Annotated in this window: 12 protein-coding genes; 9 read left to right on the top strand and 3 right to left on the bottom strand. The window is 55.7% G+C overall.

Annotated elements, in window-relative coordinates; translation table 11 throughout:
• Positions 1–29: 29 nt before the first annotated feature.
• Positions 30–1,514 (bottom strand): glutamate-1-semialdehyde 2,1-aminomutase, encoded by a 1,485-nt coding sequence (locus AB8A23_RS27880; RefSeq protein WP_439060439.1) that lies wholly within the window; start codon positions 1,512–1,514, stop codon positions 30–32.
• Positions 1,515–2,128: 614 nt separating this feature from the next.
• Here AB8A23_RS27880 and AB8A23_RS27875 point away from each other — a divergent pair.
• The 3 genes from AB8A23_RS27875 (at position 2,129) to AB8A23_RS27865 (ending at position 5,568) form a co-directional block, all read left to right on the top strand.
• Positions 2,129–2,734, top strand: a complete 606-nt coding sequence (locus AB8A23_RS27875) for a dTDP-4-dehydrorhamnose 3,5-epimerase family protein (RefSeq protein WP_439057474.1) — start codon at positions 2,129–2,131, stop codon at positions 2,732–2,734.
• 156 nt (positions 2,735–2,890) lie between these two features.
• A complete protein-coding gene (locus AB8A23_RS27870; protein WP_439057475.1) occupies positions 2,891–4,189 on the top strand; it encodes a methyltransferase domain-containing protein in 1,299 nt (432 codons plus the stop codon).
• 41 nt (positions 4,190–4,230) lie between these two features.
• Entirely contained in the window at positions 4,231–5,568 is a 1,338-nt protein-coding gene (locus tag AB8A23_RS27865; RefSeq protein ID WP_439057476.1) for a DUF4910 domain-containing protein, read from the top strand.
• A gap of 93 nt (positions 5,569–5,661) precedes the next feature.
• Here the strand turns inward: AB8A23_RS27865 and AB8A23_RS27860 are convergent, their stop codons facing one another.
• Both AB8A23_RS27860 and AB8A23_RS27855 read right to left on the bottom strand, forming a co-directional pair.
• On the bottom strand, positions 5,662–7,641 hold the full coding sequence (locus tag AB8A23_RS27860; protein WP_439057477.1) for an HlyD family type I secretion periplasmic adaptor subunit: 1,980 nt from the start codon (positions 7,639–7,641) through the stop codon (positions 5,662–5,664).
• Between the two features lie 72 nt (positions 7,642–7,713).
• Positions 7,714–9,858, bottom strand: a complete 2,145-nt coding sequence (locus tag AB8A23_RS27855; protein WP_439060440.1) for a type I secretion system permease/ATPase — start codon at positions 9,856–9,858, stop codon at positions 7,714–7,716.
• A gap of 256 nt (positions 9,859–10,114) precedes the next feature.
• Here AB8A23_RS27855 and AB8A23_RS27850 point away from each other — a divergent pair, with 256 nt between their 5' ends.
• From AB8A23_RS27850 to AB8A23_RS27825, 6 genes are all read left to right on the top strand, one after another.
• Positions 10,115–11,470, top strand: coding sequence for a glycosyltransferase family 4 protein (locus AB8A23_RS27850; RefSeq protein ID WP_439057478.1), 1,356 nt, complete (start codon positions 10,115–10,117; stop codon positions 11,468–11,470).
• Between the two features lies 1 nt (position 11,471).
• Positions 11,472–12,605 carry a radical SAM protein gene (locus tag AB8A23_RS27845; RefSeq protein ID WP_093760290.1) on the top strand — a complete coding sequence of 378 codons (1,134 nt, stop codon included), beginning with the start codon at positions 11,472–11,474 and terminating at the stop codon, positions 12,603–12,605.
• 17 nt (positions 12,606–12,622) lie between these two features.
• Entirely contained in the window at positions 12,623–13,909 is a 1,287-nt protein-coding gene (locus AB8A23_RS27840) for a glycosyltransferase family 4 protein (RefSeq protein ID WP_120288744.1), read from the top strand.
• Positions 13,906–15,177 (top strand): O-antigen ligase family protein, encoded by a 1,272-nt coding sequence (locus AB8A23_RS27835; RefSeq protein ID WP_439057479.1) that lies wholly within the window; start codon positions 13,906–13,908, stop codon positions 15,175–15,177. The genes AB8A23_RS27840 and AB8A23_RS27835 overlap by 4 nt, the downstream gene beginning before the upstream one ends.
• An 87-nt stretch (positions 15,178–15,264) precedes the next feature.
• Entirely contained in the window at positions 15,265–16,248 is a 984-nt protein-coding gene (galE, locus tag AB8A23_RS27830) for a UDP-glucose 4-epimerase GalE (protein WP_439057480.1), read from the top strand.
• Between the two features lie 202 nt (positions 16,249–16,450).
• The gene (locus AB8A23_RS27825; RefSeq protein ID WP_439057481.1) at positions 16,451–17,197 is read left to right on the top strand and encodes a hypothetical protein; all 747 of its coding nucleotides are present in this window, start codon (positions 16,451–16,453) and stop codon (positions 17,195–17,197) included.
• The last annotated feature ends 43 nt before the right edge of the window (positions 17,198–17,240 follow it).

Below are 17,240 nucleotides of genomic sequence, written 5' to 3'. Positions count from 1 at the left end.
CCTCACGGGGCAATCTGTAAGTTTCGACTTTATCCTATCGTGGATTCAGCACAACGTGAGTTGCGCCGATTTCCGGCTGCAGTGTTGGAGGCTCGTGGTTTGCGTCGGGGTCTAAGCAGAGTCTTGGTGATCTGAGCGCCAGTCGGCGCGGTCGTCCCGCTGCTTGTTCTATCGCCATATCGATTGAACACGGGGCGGACGGGTCGGCCGATCAGATATGTGTCAATGCCGTCCTCGAGCGCTTTGCGATACACGTGGAGCGCTTGATCAACCGCATCGATCGTTTGATCGATATCGTCGTCGGAATGGGAATAGCTCGTCACCAGCGAAGGCGCGATAATTCCGTGGCGGCAAAGTTCTTGCAAGAACAAGGTGCGGTATGGCTGCGACGGTATCCCGTCTCCATCGCAGCAACTGTATACGAGATTGGACGGGCGCCCGGCCAGCTTGAATAACTGGCTCAAGCCATGGCGTGCCGCTGCGGCATCCACGCCGGCTTTCAATCGATCGCCTTGACGTTCCAATGTCTCAATCACGGCTTCTTCACGATAGACTTTCATCACAGCGAGCGCGGCAGCAAGTGCATGCGTTTCAGCGCCATGTGTCGTGGACAGCAAAAAGACGCGTTCTTTGTCGTGATCGCGGCCACCCTGCATCATAATCTCGCGCTTGCCCGCCAGCGCCGAAATGGCAAAGCCATTTCCAAGGGCCTTGCCGAAAGTGCTCAAATCCGGCGTTACCTTGTAGAAGTTTTGCGCCGTACGCGTCGGCCATCGAAATCCCGTGATCATCTCATCGAGGATCAGAAGCGTTCCGTTGCTCGTGCAGAGCTGGCGAATTCCCTCCAAGAAGCCTTCGGTTGGCGCAACATCCTTTTCGGCCTCTAGAATGATGGCGGCAATCCTGCCCGGATAGAGCGCAAACAGCACTGCCACCGATGTCAGATCATTGTAGCGGAACGTCAATGTGAGGTCTTTTGTCTCTTCAGGAATGCCGGCGGGCATCTGTGACGTGCCGATCGCCCAGTCATCATAGGAGTAGAACGGATGGTCGGAGCAGAGCGCAACAATGTCCCGTCCTGTGTAAGCTCGCGCGAGGCGGATTGCAGCCGTGGTCGCCGTAGATCCGTCCTTGGTGAATTTTACCATCTCGGCGCCTGGAATGACCTCCAGCAGGCGTTCCGCGCATTCGACTTCGAGTGGCGACGGTCGGGTAAAATTCGACCCATGTTGTAACTCAGCCGCCGCAGCTTCAATAACGGGGGGGAAGGCATGCCCCAACCCGACGGAGCGAAGCCCCATGCCATATTCGATGAATTCCGTCCCCTCGGTGTCCCACACGTGGCAGCCTAATCCTTTGGCAATGAAGGCTGGCGCGGAAACTGGGAACTGGTCGTCGCCCTTCGCATAAGTGTGGGCTCCGCCGGGGATTGCTGCGTGTGCTCGGATCCGCAATTGCTCGCGAACGGACGCGTCAGTGGATGAAACTCCATTCTCAAAAATGCTGTCGGACATGACGGTAACCTCTATCGACGCGACAATACAAAAGTATCCAATGATAATTTGTCGCAGCCAGATCGGGGAGGAAACTTGCGCGTCGTCAAGTCCGAACACGTTTTCGACGAAATTAACGAGCGATCGCTGATGGGTCATAGCGAGCACGACGCTGTATAAGACCCGCTTAAGCCGGTCTGGAAGGGGGGCCGCTGCGGAGACCGACCGATGTTCACGTTGCGGCATTGGGCACGCGACCATGATGGTCTTCGACTATTGAGCATTGTCATGTTCAGGCGAGTTGAGAGAGTTAGCATCCATACTGCTCACGACGATCAGATGTGGATGACGCATATGGATAAGCTGAACTCACAAAATATCTTGGCTGACACCGTGATCTCGAAGGGCGAGCGCCGGAGGCTCGATTGGCCAACGGCCGTTGTCTTGCTGGCAACCGGGGCAACCATCGCCTGGATCTATGTGCTGGGCAGGGCATGCGTTACGGCTATCCAATTTGCTATCTTATAGGACGGCTAGTCATCCGCGTGTTTGCACCACCAAGCGGAGCTCTCGACGCGCATAGCTGTCGTGTGCCGTTCCAAGTGGGTATGAAACTATCTTATTCGCAGGCCTAAATGATCCTTACTGAGACAGATCTGGCAGGCGCTTTCGTCATTGACGTCGAGCGGCACGAGGATAGACGTGGATACTTCTCGCGTGTGTTCTGTGTTGAAGAGCTGTCCGCTCGCGGGCTGGAAACCTCAATCCGGCAAGTGAACCTGAGTTATAACTGCAAGGCAGGAACGCTAAGAGGACTGCATTTCCAATATCCGCCGTACGCAGAAGAGAAATATGTTCGCTGTGTCAGGGGCGCCGTTTTGGATGTCATCGTGGATCTTCGTCCTGAATCCAATACCTACTTGAGGCATGTCTGCCTCGAACTTTCCGCCGAAAACGGTCGCGGGCTTTATATTCCGAAGCGGTTCGCGCACGGTTTCATCACCCTGACTGATGATACCGAACTTCTTTACTTCATGAGCACGTCTCACATGGCCGGCGGCGAGGGAGGCATCGGATATCAGGATCCGGTCCTCGGCATCAGCTGGCCGGCTGTTTCGGTAATCTCCGAGCGGGATGAGGCCTGGGCGCCTCTCAAAGGCCGCGAAGCGGAAATGCGGGCGCGTATGTCTACGCCTGCGAGCAGCGAATTGGCGCACAGTCTCATTCCGATGGCCGACTAACATCGAGAAAACGATTGCCGCAACGCGCGCGCCAATCCGCAATCCCATCCGTCAAATAAAGTAGTTGTGATAACTTGACAGAGGTCAAGTGAACGGGTGCGCAGACAAATACGGTTCCGGTGCGAGATAACGCGAACGCGCATCAGGAGCGTACCCATGTTGAATCAAGAAGTCGCTGTGCAGTCCTTCAATTCGGCGGCGACACCGTCGTCGCATTCGGATGAAATATGTAGCTGCAGATTCTGTAGCGCTCCTCTGGAGAACGTGTTTCTCGATCTTGGGATGTCTCCTCTCGCAAATTCCTATCTGAAGAAGGATGACAATGGAGAAAAGGAGAAATTCTTCCCGCTGAAGGCCTATGTATGCAGCGAGTGCTTTCTTGTTCAGCTGGAAGAGTGGGAAAGCCCGGAGAACATCTTCGGCGATTACGCGTATTTCTCGTCATACAGCGAATCATGGCTTCAGCATGCCAAGAAGTATGTCGACAACGTCATCACTCGCTTTGGCCTCGGTCCAGATACGAGCGTCGTCGAGATCGCAAGCAATGATGGATATCTCCTGCAGTACTTTGTCGAGCATGAGATCCCGGTCCTCGGAATCGAGCCGGCGCAGAATGTTGCTGCGGTCGCCAGAGCGCGCGGTATTCCCACGCGCGTTGATTTTTTCGGTGAGCGGTCAGCCAAGACGCTTCGCCGCGAGGGGCTGCGTGCCAATCTTCTGATTGGAAACAACGTGCTGGCGCATGTGCCAAACCTGAATGATTTTGTCGGCGGGATCAGCATTCTCCTCGATGATCGTGGCGTGGCAACAATGGAATTCCCGCACCTCATGCGGCTTTTTGACGAGTGCCAGATTGATACGATTTATCATGAGCACTTCTCCTACTTCTCGTTTCTGACCGTTGAGAAGATCTTCGCATCCCACAGTATGACGTTGTTCGATGTTGAAGAGCTATCGACCCACGGCGGTTCGCTTCGGATCTATGCACAGCACACTGGTCGCGGACGTCATGCGATGTCGAGCCGGGTGTCAGCGTTGCGAGAAAAAGAGATCGCAGCGGGGTTCGCCAATCTGGAGCATTATCAGGCCTTCGAGGAGCGCGCCCTGGAGACGAAGCGGAAGCTGATCGAATTTCTGGAAACAGCAAAACGTGAAGGTAAACGGGTCGTCGGATATGGAGCGCCGGCCAAGGGAAACACTCTGCTGAATTACTGCGGTGTCAGCCCCGACCTCATCGAGTACACGGTCGATAAGAACCCACATAAGCAGGGGCATTTATTGCCCGGAACGCACATCCCAATCTATGAGCCAGAAAGGATAGGGATGACAAAGCCGGACTATATCCTGATCCTGCCTTGGAATCTGCAACAGGAAATCATCAGCCAGCTGTCATTTGCCCGCAGTTGGGGAGCAAGATTTATTGTTCCTATTCCGGAGCCCGTTGTCATCGCGTGACGATCAAAGCATCAGAATAGAGAGTGGAATGAGACCAGGCGATGCATGATATTGTTCGGAAGGTGGTGTCGGGTCGACTCGAGAGGGGCGCTGCGACGACGGAGTTGTCGGCCGATCGCAGTGGCCAGGCCATGCATGACTTCATTGCAGATCTCTATCCGATATGCAGGAGCATTACCGGCGAGGGAGTTCGCGAAACCCTTCGTCATATTCAGAAATATGTTCCGCTTACCACTTGTGAGGTGCCGTCCGGTTTGAAAGTGTTCGACTGGACGGTGCCATCTGAGTGGAATATCCGCGATGCTTACATCAAGAACAGCGCGGGAGAGCGCATCGTAGATTTCCGAGCGTGTAATCTTCATGTGGTTAGTTACAGCGTGCCTGTTCATGTGCGCCTTAATCTTGAAGAACTGAAGAAGCACCTCTTTTCAGATCCAGATCATCCGGACGTCATTCCCTATCGCACGTCGTATTATCACGCCGCCTGGGGATTTTGCGTCACACATACGCAGTTGTTGGCGCTCAAAGAAGACGAGTACGAGGTTTGTATCGACTCGATGCTTGAACCCGGGCATCTTACATATGGCGACTTGCGGCTGCTGGGAAGTTCATCAGAAGAAGTCCTCATATCTTGCCACCTGTGTCATCCGTCTCTTTGTAATGACAATCTGTCCGGAATTGCCGTGGCGACAGCACTCGCCCAGTATTTGCGCAACATGGATCTACGCTACTCTTATCGATTTGTGTTTATCCCAGGCACGATCGGATCGATCACTTGGTTGGCGTTGAATCAGGCGCATCTCAGCCGGATCAAGCATGGCTTCGTTTTGACGTGTGTGGGCGACGCTGGGAGCCCGACATACAAATTAAGCCGCCAAAGCAATGCCGAAATCGATCGTGCGTGGACCTATGTATTGAAGCAAGGTGGCGAGCCCCACACAATTCAGCCTTTCTCACCATTTGGCTATGACGAGCGACAATACTGCTCGCCTGGCATCAATCTCCCGGTCGGCTCGTTCATGAGGACACCGCACGGGAAATTCCCTGAGTACCACACATCGGCCGACAATCTGTCATTCGTGAAACCAGCGGCTCTGCGCGATTCATTGGACAGGGCGATCGCGGCGATCGATGTGATTGAGAATAATCGAAAATATACCAATCAGAAGCCGATGTGTGAGCCGAAGCTCGGTGACTACGGTCTTTACAGCACCATTGGCGGGCGTCCTGCTGGTGAGTACCAGTTGGCGTTGCTATGGATTCTGAATATGTCGGACGGTGCAACCTCTCTGCTCGATATCGCCGAACGCTCAAGCCTGCCCTGGGGGACCCTCAAGGAGGCGGCTTCTGCATTGCAGTCCGCCGGCCTGGTGCGCTGAAGGGGCAGCGTTTGCCCCGCGCAAGCGAGTTAGCGCGGTATATGCTGGGTTCCGAGCTGTGGAGAGTACGGCGGTCGTAATTAAATCATGGTGCTACCGCTCGCGCAGACTTTCTTGTTTGTAGCGCAGCAGCGGGGACATGATGTAGCTGATAATCCGACGTGATCCGATGTTGATCTCAGCGGTGACAGCCATGCCGGCCGAAAGATCTACGGTTCTATTTTCTACATCCATCTGTTTGCGATCCACCGATATGCGTGCGGAGTATACGAGCTCCTGACCGGTCGGTTCGCTGCTGGCAGTGTCTGTAGCAGATGAAGAATCGACGCCCCGGGCAGGCGGCTTGCTGCGGGTGATGGCATCCTTCGAGATGCTCAGAATCTTGCCGCTCAGAAGGCCGTAGCGCGTGAAATTGAACGTATCGACCTTGATAGCCACGTCTTGGCCTGGTTCAACAAACCCGATGTCCCTGTTGGAAATATTGGCTTCGATCTCTAGGCGGCTGTCCTCCGGGACAATCAGCATGAGCGTTTGGGCAGGAGTGGCGACCCCGCCAACAGTGTGAACGGCCAGTTGCTGGACGGTACCGTCGATAGGAGCCGTCAAGGTCTGTAGCGCGGTGCGGCGCTCCGCCTTGATGACGTCCTGCGTGAGCCCCGCGACCTTCTGTTCCGCCTTGGCCAATTCCTCGAAGAGCGACCTTTCATATTCTGCGACGGCCTTTGTTCGCATTTCGACTAACACCGCAATTGCAGCCTCCGCTTCGCTATGGCGGCTGTCCTGTACGGTCAGCTCCTGGCGTTGGGTAACCAAGTCCTGCAATTCGGTGAGATAATTGATCTTCGAGCCCAGGCCCTTCTGAAACAGCTGCTCCCGGATTTCGACCCTTTGCTGCAAGGGATTCAAGACGGCGCGTAATTTCTCGCTCAATGCCTTGGAAGTTGCTCGTTCGGCCTCCTTTTGCGCAATCTGGCCATTGATGGTTGCGAGTTTGGCAGCTTGCTCGGCGGTCTGGCTGATAAGAAAGCGCCGGTGCATCTCAACGAGGGCCAAGGACGCATGGTCCGGCGGGGCAAAGGCAGTCAGGGGATTCTGCGCTTTATTCAAAGCCGCCTTCAGCCGTGCCACGTCAAGCTCCGACCCAAGGAGGTCACTTTTGAGGTGGCCAAGTTCTGCGGTGCTCATCGTGGCATCGAACGCGATCAAAGGATCGCCGCTCCGCACGGCCTGGCCGTCCGTGACGCTGATCGCTCGAATGACGCCGGCTTCGAGAGGCTGGATTGATTTCGTGCGTCCGCTCGGGACGAATTTCCCCGGTGCGGTGGCCACAATATCGACGGTGCCGAATGTTGCCCAGATGAGCGCAAATGTGAAGATGGAAGCAATAGTATACGCAACCGCGCGCCCGATTGGAGACGGAGGGGTTTCCACGATTTCGAGGGCAGCGGGCAAAAATGCCAGTTCATGAACTTGAGACGCCTGATCCCTTGGCTTCAGGCTGGCCACAGCGCTACCGAATTTTCGAGCTTGACTGGACACTGCGGCGGCGCCCCGTCGTGCAGTGACCAGAGCCGCGACCTGGCCCGGGGGGCTATGCGACGCGGCCTGGTCGAGCCGGCGTGGCTTCTGGAGGATTCGTGTCAGCAGCTTGCGAATCCTCAGGGTCGATGCGGATACTGGAGATAACCTTTGGATCAGAAGGAGGCGTCCGTCCCAGAGTGAGGTGAATTGTGCCTCACTCAGAACGCTTGGACGAGATGCACCAGCATGGAGAACGACGACCTTCTCGCCGGCGACGCTGCCGACAATCGAGAAACTGCCATTGCGAAGAGGAATGATGCCCGGCAGCGCATATTTGGGAAGGTCAATCCACCTTGTCTCGATACATCGTGCGGACAGCTCGGCCTTCCGTGCGTAAGCTAGGATGCTTGCAACATCGATGGGACCGTTGTTGCTGATGCTACGCAGCAGGGCAACGTCGACCTCTAATCCGGCCAGGCGTAACAGCATCTCCAGGGCAAAGAAGCCAGGATCGTCGCTGCTGTGCAAGGATGTGGTCTCAAGTACGGTCAAACCGCGTCTCTCGTTCTTGGGAAAATTCGAATCCCGAGTACAGAATAATCTGGCAATGCGTCGAGACAGGGATCAAGCCGGGTCATGAAACCCCGCCTGTAAACGATAAAGCTTGGCATAGCGCCCGCCGGCTTTTATGAGCTCCTGATGGGTGCCGTCCTCGACCAGCCGTCCATTCTCGATCGTAATGATGCGATCGGCCATGCGGAGGGCGGAAAGGCGATGAGCAATAATGAATACTGTACGCCCCTTGGCGATCTGCGCCATATTCTTTTGGACAATCCGTTCGCTTTCGTAGTCGAGCGCGCTTGTAGCCTCATCGAAGATTAGAATACGGGGATCAGTTATGAGCGCGCGCGCGATGGCGACGCGTTGGCGCTGGCCGCCCGACAATGTGTTGCCCCGCTCGCCGACGACAGTATCGTAGCCTTCCGGAAGCTCGATGATAAAGTCATGGGCGCCCGCGAGAGCGGCAGCTTCGACAACTTTTCCCGCAGGTGTCGCTGGATCAACCAAAGCGATGTTTTCGCGAATGGAGGCGTTAAGCAGAACGCTATCCTGCAGGACAACGCCAATCTGTCGACGAAGCCAACTTGGATCGACCTGTGCGATGTCGACGCCGTCGACCAGCACCCGGCCTGTTTCGGGGACATAGAGGCGCTGAACCAGTTTCGCGAGCGTGCTCTTGCCCGACCCGGATGGGCCAACCACTCCAATAACCTGTCCAGCAGGACAATGGATGTTGATGTCGTAGAGGATTTCCGGTCCATCGATGCGATAACGGAACGTTACATGTTCAAAGCGGACGTCCCCTCTGATGGCCGCAAGCGACATCCGACTGGGCATATAGGCTGGCTCTGGAGCGGTATTCAGGATGTCACCAAGCCGGGCAACCGAGAGGCGTGTTTGCTGAAAGTCCTGCCAGAGTTGGGCCAGTCTGAGAATTGGTGCGTTGACACGACCCGCGAGTAGATTGAAGGCCACCAGTTCGCCAACGGTCAGGTCACCACTGATGACCAGTTTGGCGCCAAAGTATAGAATCAGCGCACTCACGATTTTGCTAATGAACTGAATAAACTGGCTGGTGAAATTGCCCAGACTGAGGACGCGAAAGCTGGCAGACACATAGGCTGCCAGCTGCTCCTCCCAGCGCCGCTGCATCTGGGGCTCGACCGCCATTGCTTTCAATGTCTCGATGGCAGTGACACTTTCGACCAGAAATGCCTGGTTCTCGGCACCGCGCCTGAATTTTTCATCGAGCCGGTACTGGAATAGCGGCGTCGCAACCGCAGAGATGACGACATAAATGGGAAACGCGGCGACGACGATCCAGGTGAGTAGGGGCGAATAGACAAACAGAACGCCAATGAAGATGATCGTGAAGAACAGGTCGATGGCAACGGTCAAAGACGAACTGGTGAGAAAAGTCCGGATGTTCTCCAGCTCACGGACGCGCGCCACGGAGTCGCCGACGCGCCGGGTCTGGAAATAGCCGATCGGAAGCGCCAGTAGATGTCGGAACAACCGGGCGCCAAGCTCTACGTCGATGCGGTTGGTGGTGTGAGACAGGAGATAGGTCCGAAGAATCGAAAGGACGGTCTCGAACAAAGCGATGGCAATCAGGCCAATCGCGAGCACGTCGAGGGTGCTCATACTGCGATGAACAAGAACCTTGTCGACCACAACCTGGAAAAAGAGCGGAGAGACCAGCGCAAATAGCTGGAGAAAGAACGAAGCAAGGAGAACTTCGCTCAACAGCCAGCGGTACTTGTAGATTGCCGCGATGAACCAGGTGAGGTCGAACCGCCGAGCCAGATCTGAAAGGGTTGCCCGTTTCGTCATCAAGAGAAGCGGGCCGTCCCATACGGTTGTCAGCTCGGATGGCGTCATCATTGTCGGCTGCGATCGACCCGGCTGCAGGACAATGACCCTCTCGGGCTCGACCTTGCCGAGCAGGAGGAACTGACCGTCCTTGAGAAGCGCCAGGGCCGGCATTGGCACCTTGGACAGCCGCACCCAACTGCTGCGCACAATGCGCGCCTTTAGGCCGAGATCCTTGGCGCAACGGAGCATCTCAGCCACGCCAATGAGCTTGTGGCCGAACTGATGTCGAATGCGCTCCGGGTCAATGCTCAGCCCCTGAAATCTGAGCATCATGACGAGAGCTATAAGACCGCCGTCAGGCTTTGCTGCTGTTGGCTCGAGGTGCTCTTCCATTGGTCCCCTCGCGCCGCGCGGCACCTGTGCTGCTACCATGTCGCGCTCGAGCCGCAGTAATGATCCGGTCCAATTCTGGCGCCGAAATAGAGGAGAAGTTCAGGCAGATGTCGTTGAGAGAGACTCTATTGCGCTGCGCTAAGCGGAGTTGACGCCCGTCAATATCACTGTCGTACCTACGCATACGCTTCGTTCATGGATCGTTTGAGAGACGTCTGAGAGATGGCTTCAACCCATAAAGACGAGGTCATTACGCATGCCCGCCAGTAGCGCGTTCCGCAACGAGAACATCGTGATGCTAAGGCCGTCGCAGGCCGAACGTAGCGCGGACGGAGGCACCGATATTCAACGGCCGACACTGAGTTGCGCTGCGGATCAGGTCGAAAAGATCCTTGTCGCGAATAAATTCTTCTTCCGGAATGGCGGCTCAGAGGCCGTTATGTTCGACGAAATGGACTGGATGAAGGGGCGCGGCATCGACGTCATGGAGTTCTCCATGCGCGACAGTCGCAATCGCCCGTCGAAATACGAATCTTACTTCGTTTCCGAGAAGAGCTACAAGGCGGGGTCGAGAAGCAGCAAAATAAGAGCGGCGATCTCCTTCGTTCGGTCTCAGGAAGCCGTAAGTAATATTTCCGCGCTCATACGCGACGAGAATCCCAACCTTTTACATTGCCACAACATCTACCATCAGCTGACGCCGTCGATCATCAATGCCGCTGCGCGGCTTCATACGCCAGTCGTCCTGACGCTGCACGACTACAAGCCGGTTTGCCCGGTCTACACGCAACTGTCGAATAGCGCAGTCTGCACAGACTGCACCAGCGGACGTTTCGAATCGATTTTGCGTAAACGATGTGCGGACGGGTCGCTGGGGCGAAGTGCGTTACTTTGGGCGGAAGCGCGCTATCACGCGGTGGCGCAAAGTTATCAACGTGTTAGTCAATTCATCGCGCCCAGTCGATTCATGCGTGACGCCGTCGCACGCCGGTTTGGAGACGCGAAAGTCACGCATATTCCCAATGGTATCGACGCCTCTGCGATCCAGGTATCTCGTGAAGATGGCGGCTATGTCCTCTATCTCGGGCGACTTTCGTCGGAAAAAGGTGTGGCCACCCTGCTGAAAGCACATGCTGCAGACAGTGCCATTTGGCGGCTTGTGGTGGCCGGGACCGGGCCTCTGTTATCTGAGCTCCGGACGCAATTTCCAGACGCCGAGTTCAAGGGACATCTGGCTGGTGCAGATCTGACGAGTGTCATTCGCGGAGCCGCCGTCGTTGTGGTGCCTTCGGAGTGGCACGAAAACAGCCCGCTCTCGATCCTGGAGGCGATGGCGCACGGAAAAACCGTTCTTGCATCGCGAATTGGTGGAATTCCCGAGTTGGTCAGAGACGGATTGACCGGGCTGCTGTTTGCCTCGAAGGACGTTCACGACCTATCGAGCAAAATTCGACTGCTGCTCGCGGACCGTGACCTCCGTGGGCGACTTGGTGCTGAGGCCAGGAAGGTCGTCGAAGCCGAATACTCGCTTCAAACCCATGGGGCGGCGCTGCTCGCGCTCTACCAAAGCGTCGTGAATCCCCTGAAGGAACAGAACAGAGTCGGAGTATAAAATGGATCTCACTATCATTTCGACGTTCCGCTGCAATTCCAAGTGCCAGATGTGCTATATTTGGCAGAACCCGACCGATCCGCGGGAAGAGATATCACTCGAGACACTGTCGAAACTGCCACCTGGCTTCGACAACCTCAATGTGTCGGGTGGCGAGCCAACACTTCGCAAAGATCTCGCCGAGATCGCGGACCTGCTTTATCCGAAAGCGCGGGTCCTCGAGATTTCGTCGAATGGCCTGCATCCCGAACGCCTGGTTCCAATCATCAAGAAGTATCCGAACATCAAGGTTCGGTTCTCCGTCGAAGGTGACCAAGTAACCAGCGATACGATCCGGGGCGAGAAGGGCGGCTATGCCACGAAGGTCGCCGGGCTCCGGATGCTGAAGGAGGCGGGCGGCACGGATCTTGGCTTTGCGATGGTGATCCAGGACGAGAATGTCGATCAGCTGGTCGATGTCTACGAATTCGCCCGCAAGGAAGGCTACGAACTCGCAACCTCGACGCTGCATAACGCCTGGCAATTCTACAAGAACGACAACTATTTCTATGATCGGCGCAGTGTCGCGCGCAAGGTCGAGGGGCTCGTCGAGGCGCTGTTGAAAAGCAACAAGCCGAAGAACTGGTTCCGCGCCTATCTGAATCTCGGTTTGATCGAGAAGATTCTCGGTCACGACAGGCTCATTCCCTGCAGCGCCGGAAAGGATTTTGCGTTCATCGATCCGTGGTCGGATGTCTGGGCTTGCAACGTCCGGTCCGATCTTCCGATGGGAAATCTTGCAAAGCAGTCGTGGGATGAGATCGCCAACAGCGACACCGCCCGGAAAACGCTCGGCAAGGTCGCTGGATGCGCACAGAACTGCTGGATGGTGACCACCGCACGGACAGCGATGCGATCCCGGATCGTGCCGCAACTGCCAAAGCAGGAGCCATTGATGTGGGTTCTGAAAAACAAAGCCAAGGTGTCGATGGGCAAGAAGATCTGCTTCGACAGCTATATCGACTATTCGGATGCGCGGCCGTCGCCGCATGTCGAGCGACCGTCATTCCTGGACAAGACCGTCAAGGCCAAGCTGGTCAAGGGGCGCATAACAACTGACCAACATTACCCACTGAAGTCATTCATCAACAACTAAGAGCGGGGAGTGGCGTCATGGGTAAGGGAGAGGTCTACACGTTCGGGTTTCGTGGCTTCCCGGACGTTCAGGGCGGGATCGAGAACCATGTCGAGAATCTCGCACCGAGGCTTGCGAAGCTCGGACAGGGTGTAACGGCCTGCGTGCGATCGCCATATGTGGACGCGCAGGAAGGCGATGCTTGGCGCGGAGTGAGGATCCTTCGCCTCTGGACTGTTCGCAGTGTGTATCTCGAAACGTTGCTGCACTCGCTGATCTGTGCGCTCGTCGCCGGGATTAAGCGACCGAGCGTCGTGCATATTCACGGAATCGGCCCGGCGATTGTGACGCCGTTGCTGCGATTATTTGGCTTGCGCGTGGTCGTGACGCATCATGGCGAGGACTACAATCGAGAAAAATGGGGTTGGGCTGCGCGGACGATTCTGCGGACCGGCGAGGCATTCGGAATGCGATACGCGCATAAGAGGATAGCTGTCAGTCGCAGCATCGGTCAGCTCATCGAGGAGAAGTATGAAAAGACGTGCGATGTCATACCAAATGGGGTCGTATTTTCCGAGCTTCCGCTGAACACAGACAAGATCAACGCACTGGGTCTCGAAGCGGGGCGGTATGTCTTGACGGTTGGGCGGCTGGTCCCCGAGAAGCGGCAGATCGATCTCTTGCGGGCGTTCGAGGGACTAAAATCGGATGGATGGAAGCTCGTTATCGTTGGGCGGATCGATCACAAGAACGAATACGCAGATCGGCTTGTGATCGAGGCGCAAGGCCAGGACAACGTTGTGATGGCCGGATACCAAAGCGGCGAGACGTTGCGTCAGCTCTATGCGCATGCGGGACTTTTCGTATTGCCGTCGTCGCATGAAGGATTACCAATCGTCCTACTCGAAGCCTTGAGTTATGGGCTTCCGGTGTTGGTTAGTGACATTCCGTCAAACTGCGAAGTTGTGACGGATCCAGCCAATATCTTTCCGGTTGGCGATTGCGAAGAACTCAGATCGAAGATGGCTGCTCTCACTGCGGTTCGGATGGGAGCGGCCGAGCGCGAGACGATTCGACACGAGAGTACGCGCCGTTATGACTGGAATGATATCGCTTCGAAGACGCTCGAAATTTATGATGCCGTGATGGGAGCGTCCCACCCGGACAGATCGACAACGCGTCCGCAGAAGGACAAGGATGACCTCATCGTCAGACCTCCAATTGGGCGCCGGCAGAAGCGACGACCATCGATGGTGGTGTCGGAGGTTGCGGTGATGAGGGCAAAGGCTGAGGAAGCGATCACCGATATGAGTGGCCGTCGATGAGCGAATTTGCGATCGAAGGCCGACCCACTGTTGCGGTACCGAAATCGTCTTACTTCTCGATGTTCTGCATCGGCTTGTTGATCGTCAATCTTTGCGCATTTCTTTATCACTTTCTGGGAGCGCAAGTCTTCAATGCCGTGGGAAACGCCGTCAGCCTCGCGATCATCGCATATTCAATTCAGATCATTATGCAGTCGAAGCGGGAAGACGGCGCGGCGAAGGGATATCTGCTCGTCGCGCTGGTGACGACGACGTTAAGTGTCATCTACAATCTGCAGGTTGCGTCGATGACGGATGCTCTCAAGTATCTGTCAATCTATGTGTTCTATGCTGCGGGACGCGCAACCGGTGGCAAGATGAAACCGATCGAGTTGCGCTGCATTGTTGCGCTCGGCATTGTGCCGATACTTTTCTTGCTGACCAAAGGGAGCAGCAAGGTTTACGAGAATGAGAGCTTTGCGAGTGAAGTCTTCTCGTATTTTCCGAACGCGAATACCGGTGTTTTGTATTTTTCTGCGCTTCTGTTTGCGGTAACGCAGCTCTACGGCAACCGGGTCATTCTGTTCCAGTTCATCAATGCTATCGTCATGAACAAGCTGGGGGCAGCCGTCGCGACAGCAGTGGCATCCTGCTTGTGGATCGTCATGCCGATCCGGAGCAGTTCTATCGTTGCTCTTATTGCCGTTGGCATAGGCGGTGCTGTCGCGCTGTCGGTTGGCGCCCTAGATCGCGGAATTGCGACGTTCGACAACTTGATGCTGGTATTCAGCATGGATCCGAGCGCGATTGCGTCAATGTCCTACAAGCAGCTTGTCACCATGACGGGTTCCACAGATCTTTCGGCATTCTTTCGTCTGATACATTGGACGGATATCTGGAATGTGTATTCGAGCCAGGGGACCGGTGTTTTTCTCTTCGGTTACGGATCGGGGCAAACGGCGCTTGTCACCTATGCCGCGCTCGTTGCGCATAACGACTATCTGCGCATTCTGGTAGAGTACGGTTTGATCAATCTCGCTATCTTCGTTCCATTTCTGATCCACGTTTACCGATCACTTCCGATTGGAGCGACGCGAGTTCTGTTTGTCGTTCTCTGTATCTATTTCTTCTCGGAGAACCTTCTCGATAATTTTACATCGATGGCCCTGTACTTTGCCTATGCGGGCCGGGCGTCGGTGATGCATGGAAGCCGTTCCGACGCGCAGGCGAGCGTAAGGAAAAGAGCGCGATACATCAGTCGGAAGACCGACGAAAAAGAATTTCTCTAGCTGGCCCGAGATGTCGAACCGTGAAGATTGTAACGGCTGAGCGTGGTGGTCCGTATGTGAGGCCGAGCGCTGCGTGTGGGGTGGATGATGAGTGAGACGCCGAATGTCGTGGTCGTGGGCGGCGCTGGGTATATAGGGTCGCATTGCTGCAAGGGTCTTGCAGAAGCCGGCTATCGTCCAATTTGCTATGACAATCTGTCGACGGGACATCGATCATCGGTCAAGTGGGGCCCATTGATCGAAGGCGATATTCACGCTCAGCGACGCTTGGCGGAGACGATTGAGAAATATCGCGCCGTGGCGGTGTTTCACTTCGCCGCCTCGAGCCTCGTCGGCGAATCCGTCAGTGATCCGGAAAAATACTACAGAAATAATGTTGAAGGCACGGTGAGTCTGTTGCGTGCCATGCGCGATGCGTCGTGCAAGACATTGGTGTTCTCGAGCAGCGGCGCTGTCTATGGATGCGTCGATAAGGATTTGATTGAAGAGAGTGAAGTCCTGCAGCCGATCAATCCGTATGGGAGAACCAAGCGGATCGTCGAGGACATGTTGGCGGATTTCGGTGAAGCCTATGGCCTGGCGACAATCTGCCTGCGATACTTTAACGCGAGTGGTGCGGATATTGGCGGAGAGATTGGCGAAGACCATTCCCCCGAGACGCATCTAATCCCGCGCGCTATTCTGGCGACGCAGGGCAAGCTGGATGATTTTGCGATTTTCGGAGACGACTATGCGACTCCCGATGGCACAGCCATACGTGACTATATTCACGTTACGGATCTGGCGCAGGCTCATGTCCTTGCCTTGAAGCATCTTCGCGCGGGTGGGGCCGGTGGATGCTTCAATCTGGGAACGGGAAGGGGATACTCCGTCAAGGAGATTATCGGTCAAATTCGGCGTGAGACGAATAGGGAGACGCCGTTCGTCATCAAGCCTCGGCGGAATGGCGATCCGCCGGTTCTGGTTGCAAATCCGGGGCGCGCCAAGGCAGTTCTGGGCTTCCAGCCCAGGTATTCCGACCTTTCGACCATCGTCGGCTCTGCATGGAAGTGGCATCAGCGAGCGACCTGAGAGAGACGCGGTATGCGATGCGCTCTCACGCAGTCATAGGCTGTCGGTTTGCCGTTATTATTCGGCTATCCAAATCGCACCGGATTGAACACTGGTGGCGCAGGCGTGCGAACATGCTAAAGGGAAGCGGTACGTAGACCCTGGACGCCGATTCGTGCGCACACCGACTGGCAATCTGTTTAGCCTGAGATAGCCGGCGCCAATGACCATTGTTGAAGCAGAAGCTGCCGCCTCGCAGATCGCAGCAGGCTTGCTCGATCGGATCATAGATGATGCCAAGGTTAGCCTGAGCGTCGCCGATGCACCCTACCTCAGCTCGTTGCCGGAATTCGCGAGAAATCCGATCGCCGTGGCACATGATAAGCTCAGGGAAATTGTAGAAGCGTTATTGCAATTTGAGACGGTCTGCGAAGATGCATGGGAATTTCAGAGAATCGCGAGCGGTCTGACGCAGGCAGAGGAGGCCAGCCGTCCGTATCAGCGTCTGAGATTCGTGCATTCCCATTTGGAGTATCTGTGCACCTCGTTCGACGAAGCGGTTATGCGTTTTGGGGTCTGTTATAACGCTGGGCTCGAATTGCTATCTGCCGATGAAGATCCGGTCGATGTTGGGTCGTTGACGCCGGGTATCCGCTCCAATTTGCAGGCGGCGCATGGTGAGACGCTGCCAAATGTGGGGCCGTGGTATACGGCTTCACCGAAATCGGCCGAGTTTCCGTTTCTCAATACGCCACGGATCGCAAGTCGCTGGCCAGATGAGTGGCCGTCTTTCGCGGAATTCTATGCTGAAGCCGATAAGGCGCTGACTCGTGAAATCCAGCGCTGCTGCGAGGAGATGCGAGCGAGATCCACGAGTATTGTTCTCGCCCATGGACCGGCTGTTCTTGAATTAGTTGGTCGACACAACACGATCGTTAGAAATTTCCAGTCGCAAAATCACGCTCCGTGAGGAGTGAGAAAAGGCCCCTCGAGGGGCGCGCATCTGGAGCGGC

Origin of the sequence: Tardiphaga sp. 619_E2_N8_4, from assembly GCF_051810905.1 — a bacterium.
GTDB lineage: Bacteria > Pseudomonadota > Alphaproteobacteria > Rhizobiales > Xanthobacteraceae > Tardiphaga > Tardiphaga robiniae.
Note: the sequence above shows the minus strand (reverse complement) of the source record. Positions and strands in the feature narration are given on the sequence as shown.

Excerpts from the sequence above, each read along its gene's own strand:
- AB8A23_RS27880 (WP_439060439.1), bottom strand. The coding sequence starts at position 1,514 with ATGTCCGACAGCATTTTTGAGAATGGAGTTTCATCCACTGACGCGTCC.
- AB8A23_RS27875 (WP_439057474.1), top strand. The coding sequence starts at position 2,129 with ATGATCCTTACTGAGACAGATCTGGCAGGCGCTTTCGTCATTGACGTC.
- AB8A23_RS27870 (WP_439057475.1), top strand. The coding sequence starts at position 2,891 with ATGTTGAATCAAGAAGTCGCTGTGCAGTCCTTCAATTCGGCGGCGACA.
- AB8A23_RS27865 (WP_439057476.1), top strand. The coding sequence starts at position 4,231 with ATGCATGATATTGTTCGGAAGGTGGTGTCGGGTCGACTCGAGAGGGGC.
- AB8A23_RS27855 (WP_439060440.1), bottom strand. The coding sequence starts at position 9,858 with ATGGAAGAGCACCTCGAGCCAACAGCAGCAAAGCCTGACGGCGGTCTT.
- AB8A23_RS27850 (WP_439057478.1), top strand. The coding sequence starts at position 10,115 with ATGCCCGCCAGTAGCGCGTTCCGCAACGAGAACATCGTGATGCTAAGG.
- AB8A23_RS27845 (WP_093760290.1), top strand. The coding sequence starts at position 11,472 with ATGGATCTCACTATCATTTCGACGTTCCGCTGCAATTCCAAGTGCCAG.
- AB8A23_RS27840 (WP_120288744.1), top strand. The coding sequence starts at position 12,623 with ATGGGTAAGGGAGAGGTCTACACGTTCGGGTTTCGTGGCTTCCCGGAC.
- AB8A23_RS27835 (WP_439057479.1), top strand. The coding sequence starts at position 13,906 with ATGAGCGAATTTGCGATCGAAGGCCGACCCACTGTTGCGGTACCGAAA.
- galE (WP_439057480.1), top strand. The coding sequence starts at position 15,265 with ATGAGTGAGACGCCGAATGTCGTGGTCGTGGGCGGCGCTGGGTATATA.
- AB8A23_RS27825 (WP_439057481.1), top strand. The coding sequence starts at position 16,451 with ATGACCATTGTTGAAGCAGAAGCTGCCGCCTCGCAGATCGCAGCAGGC.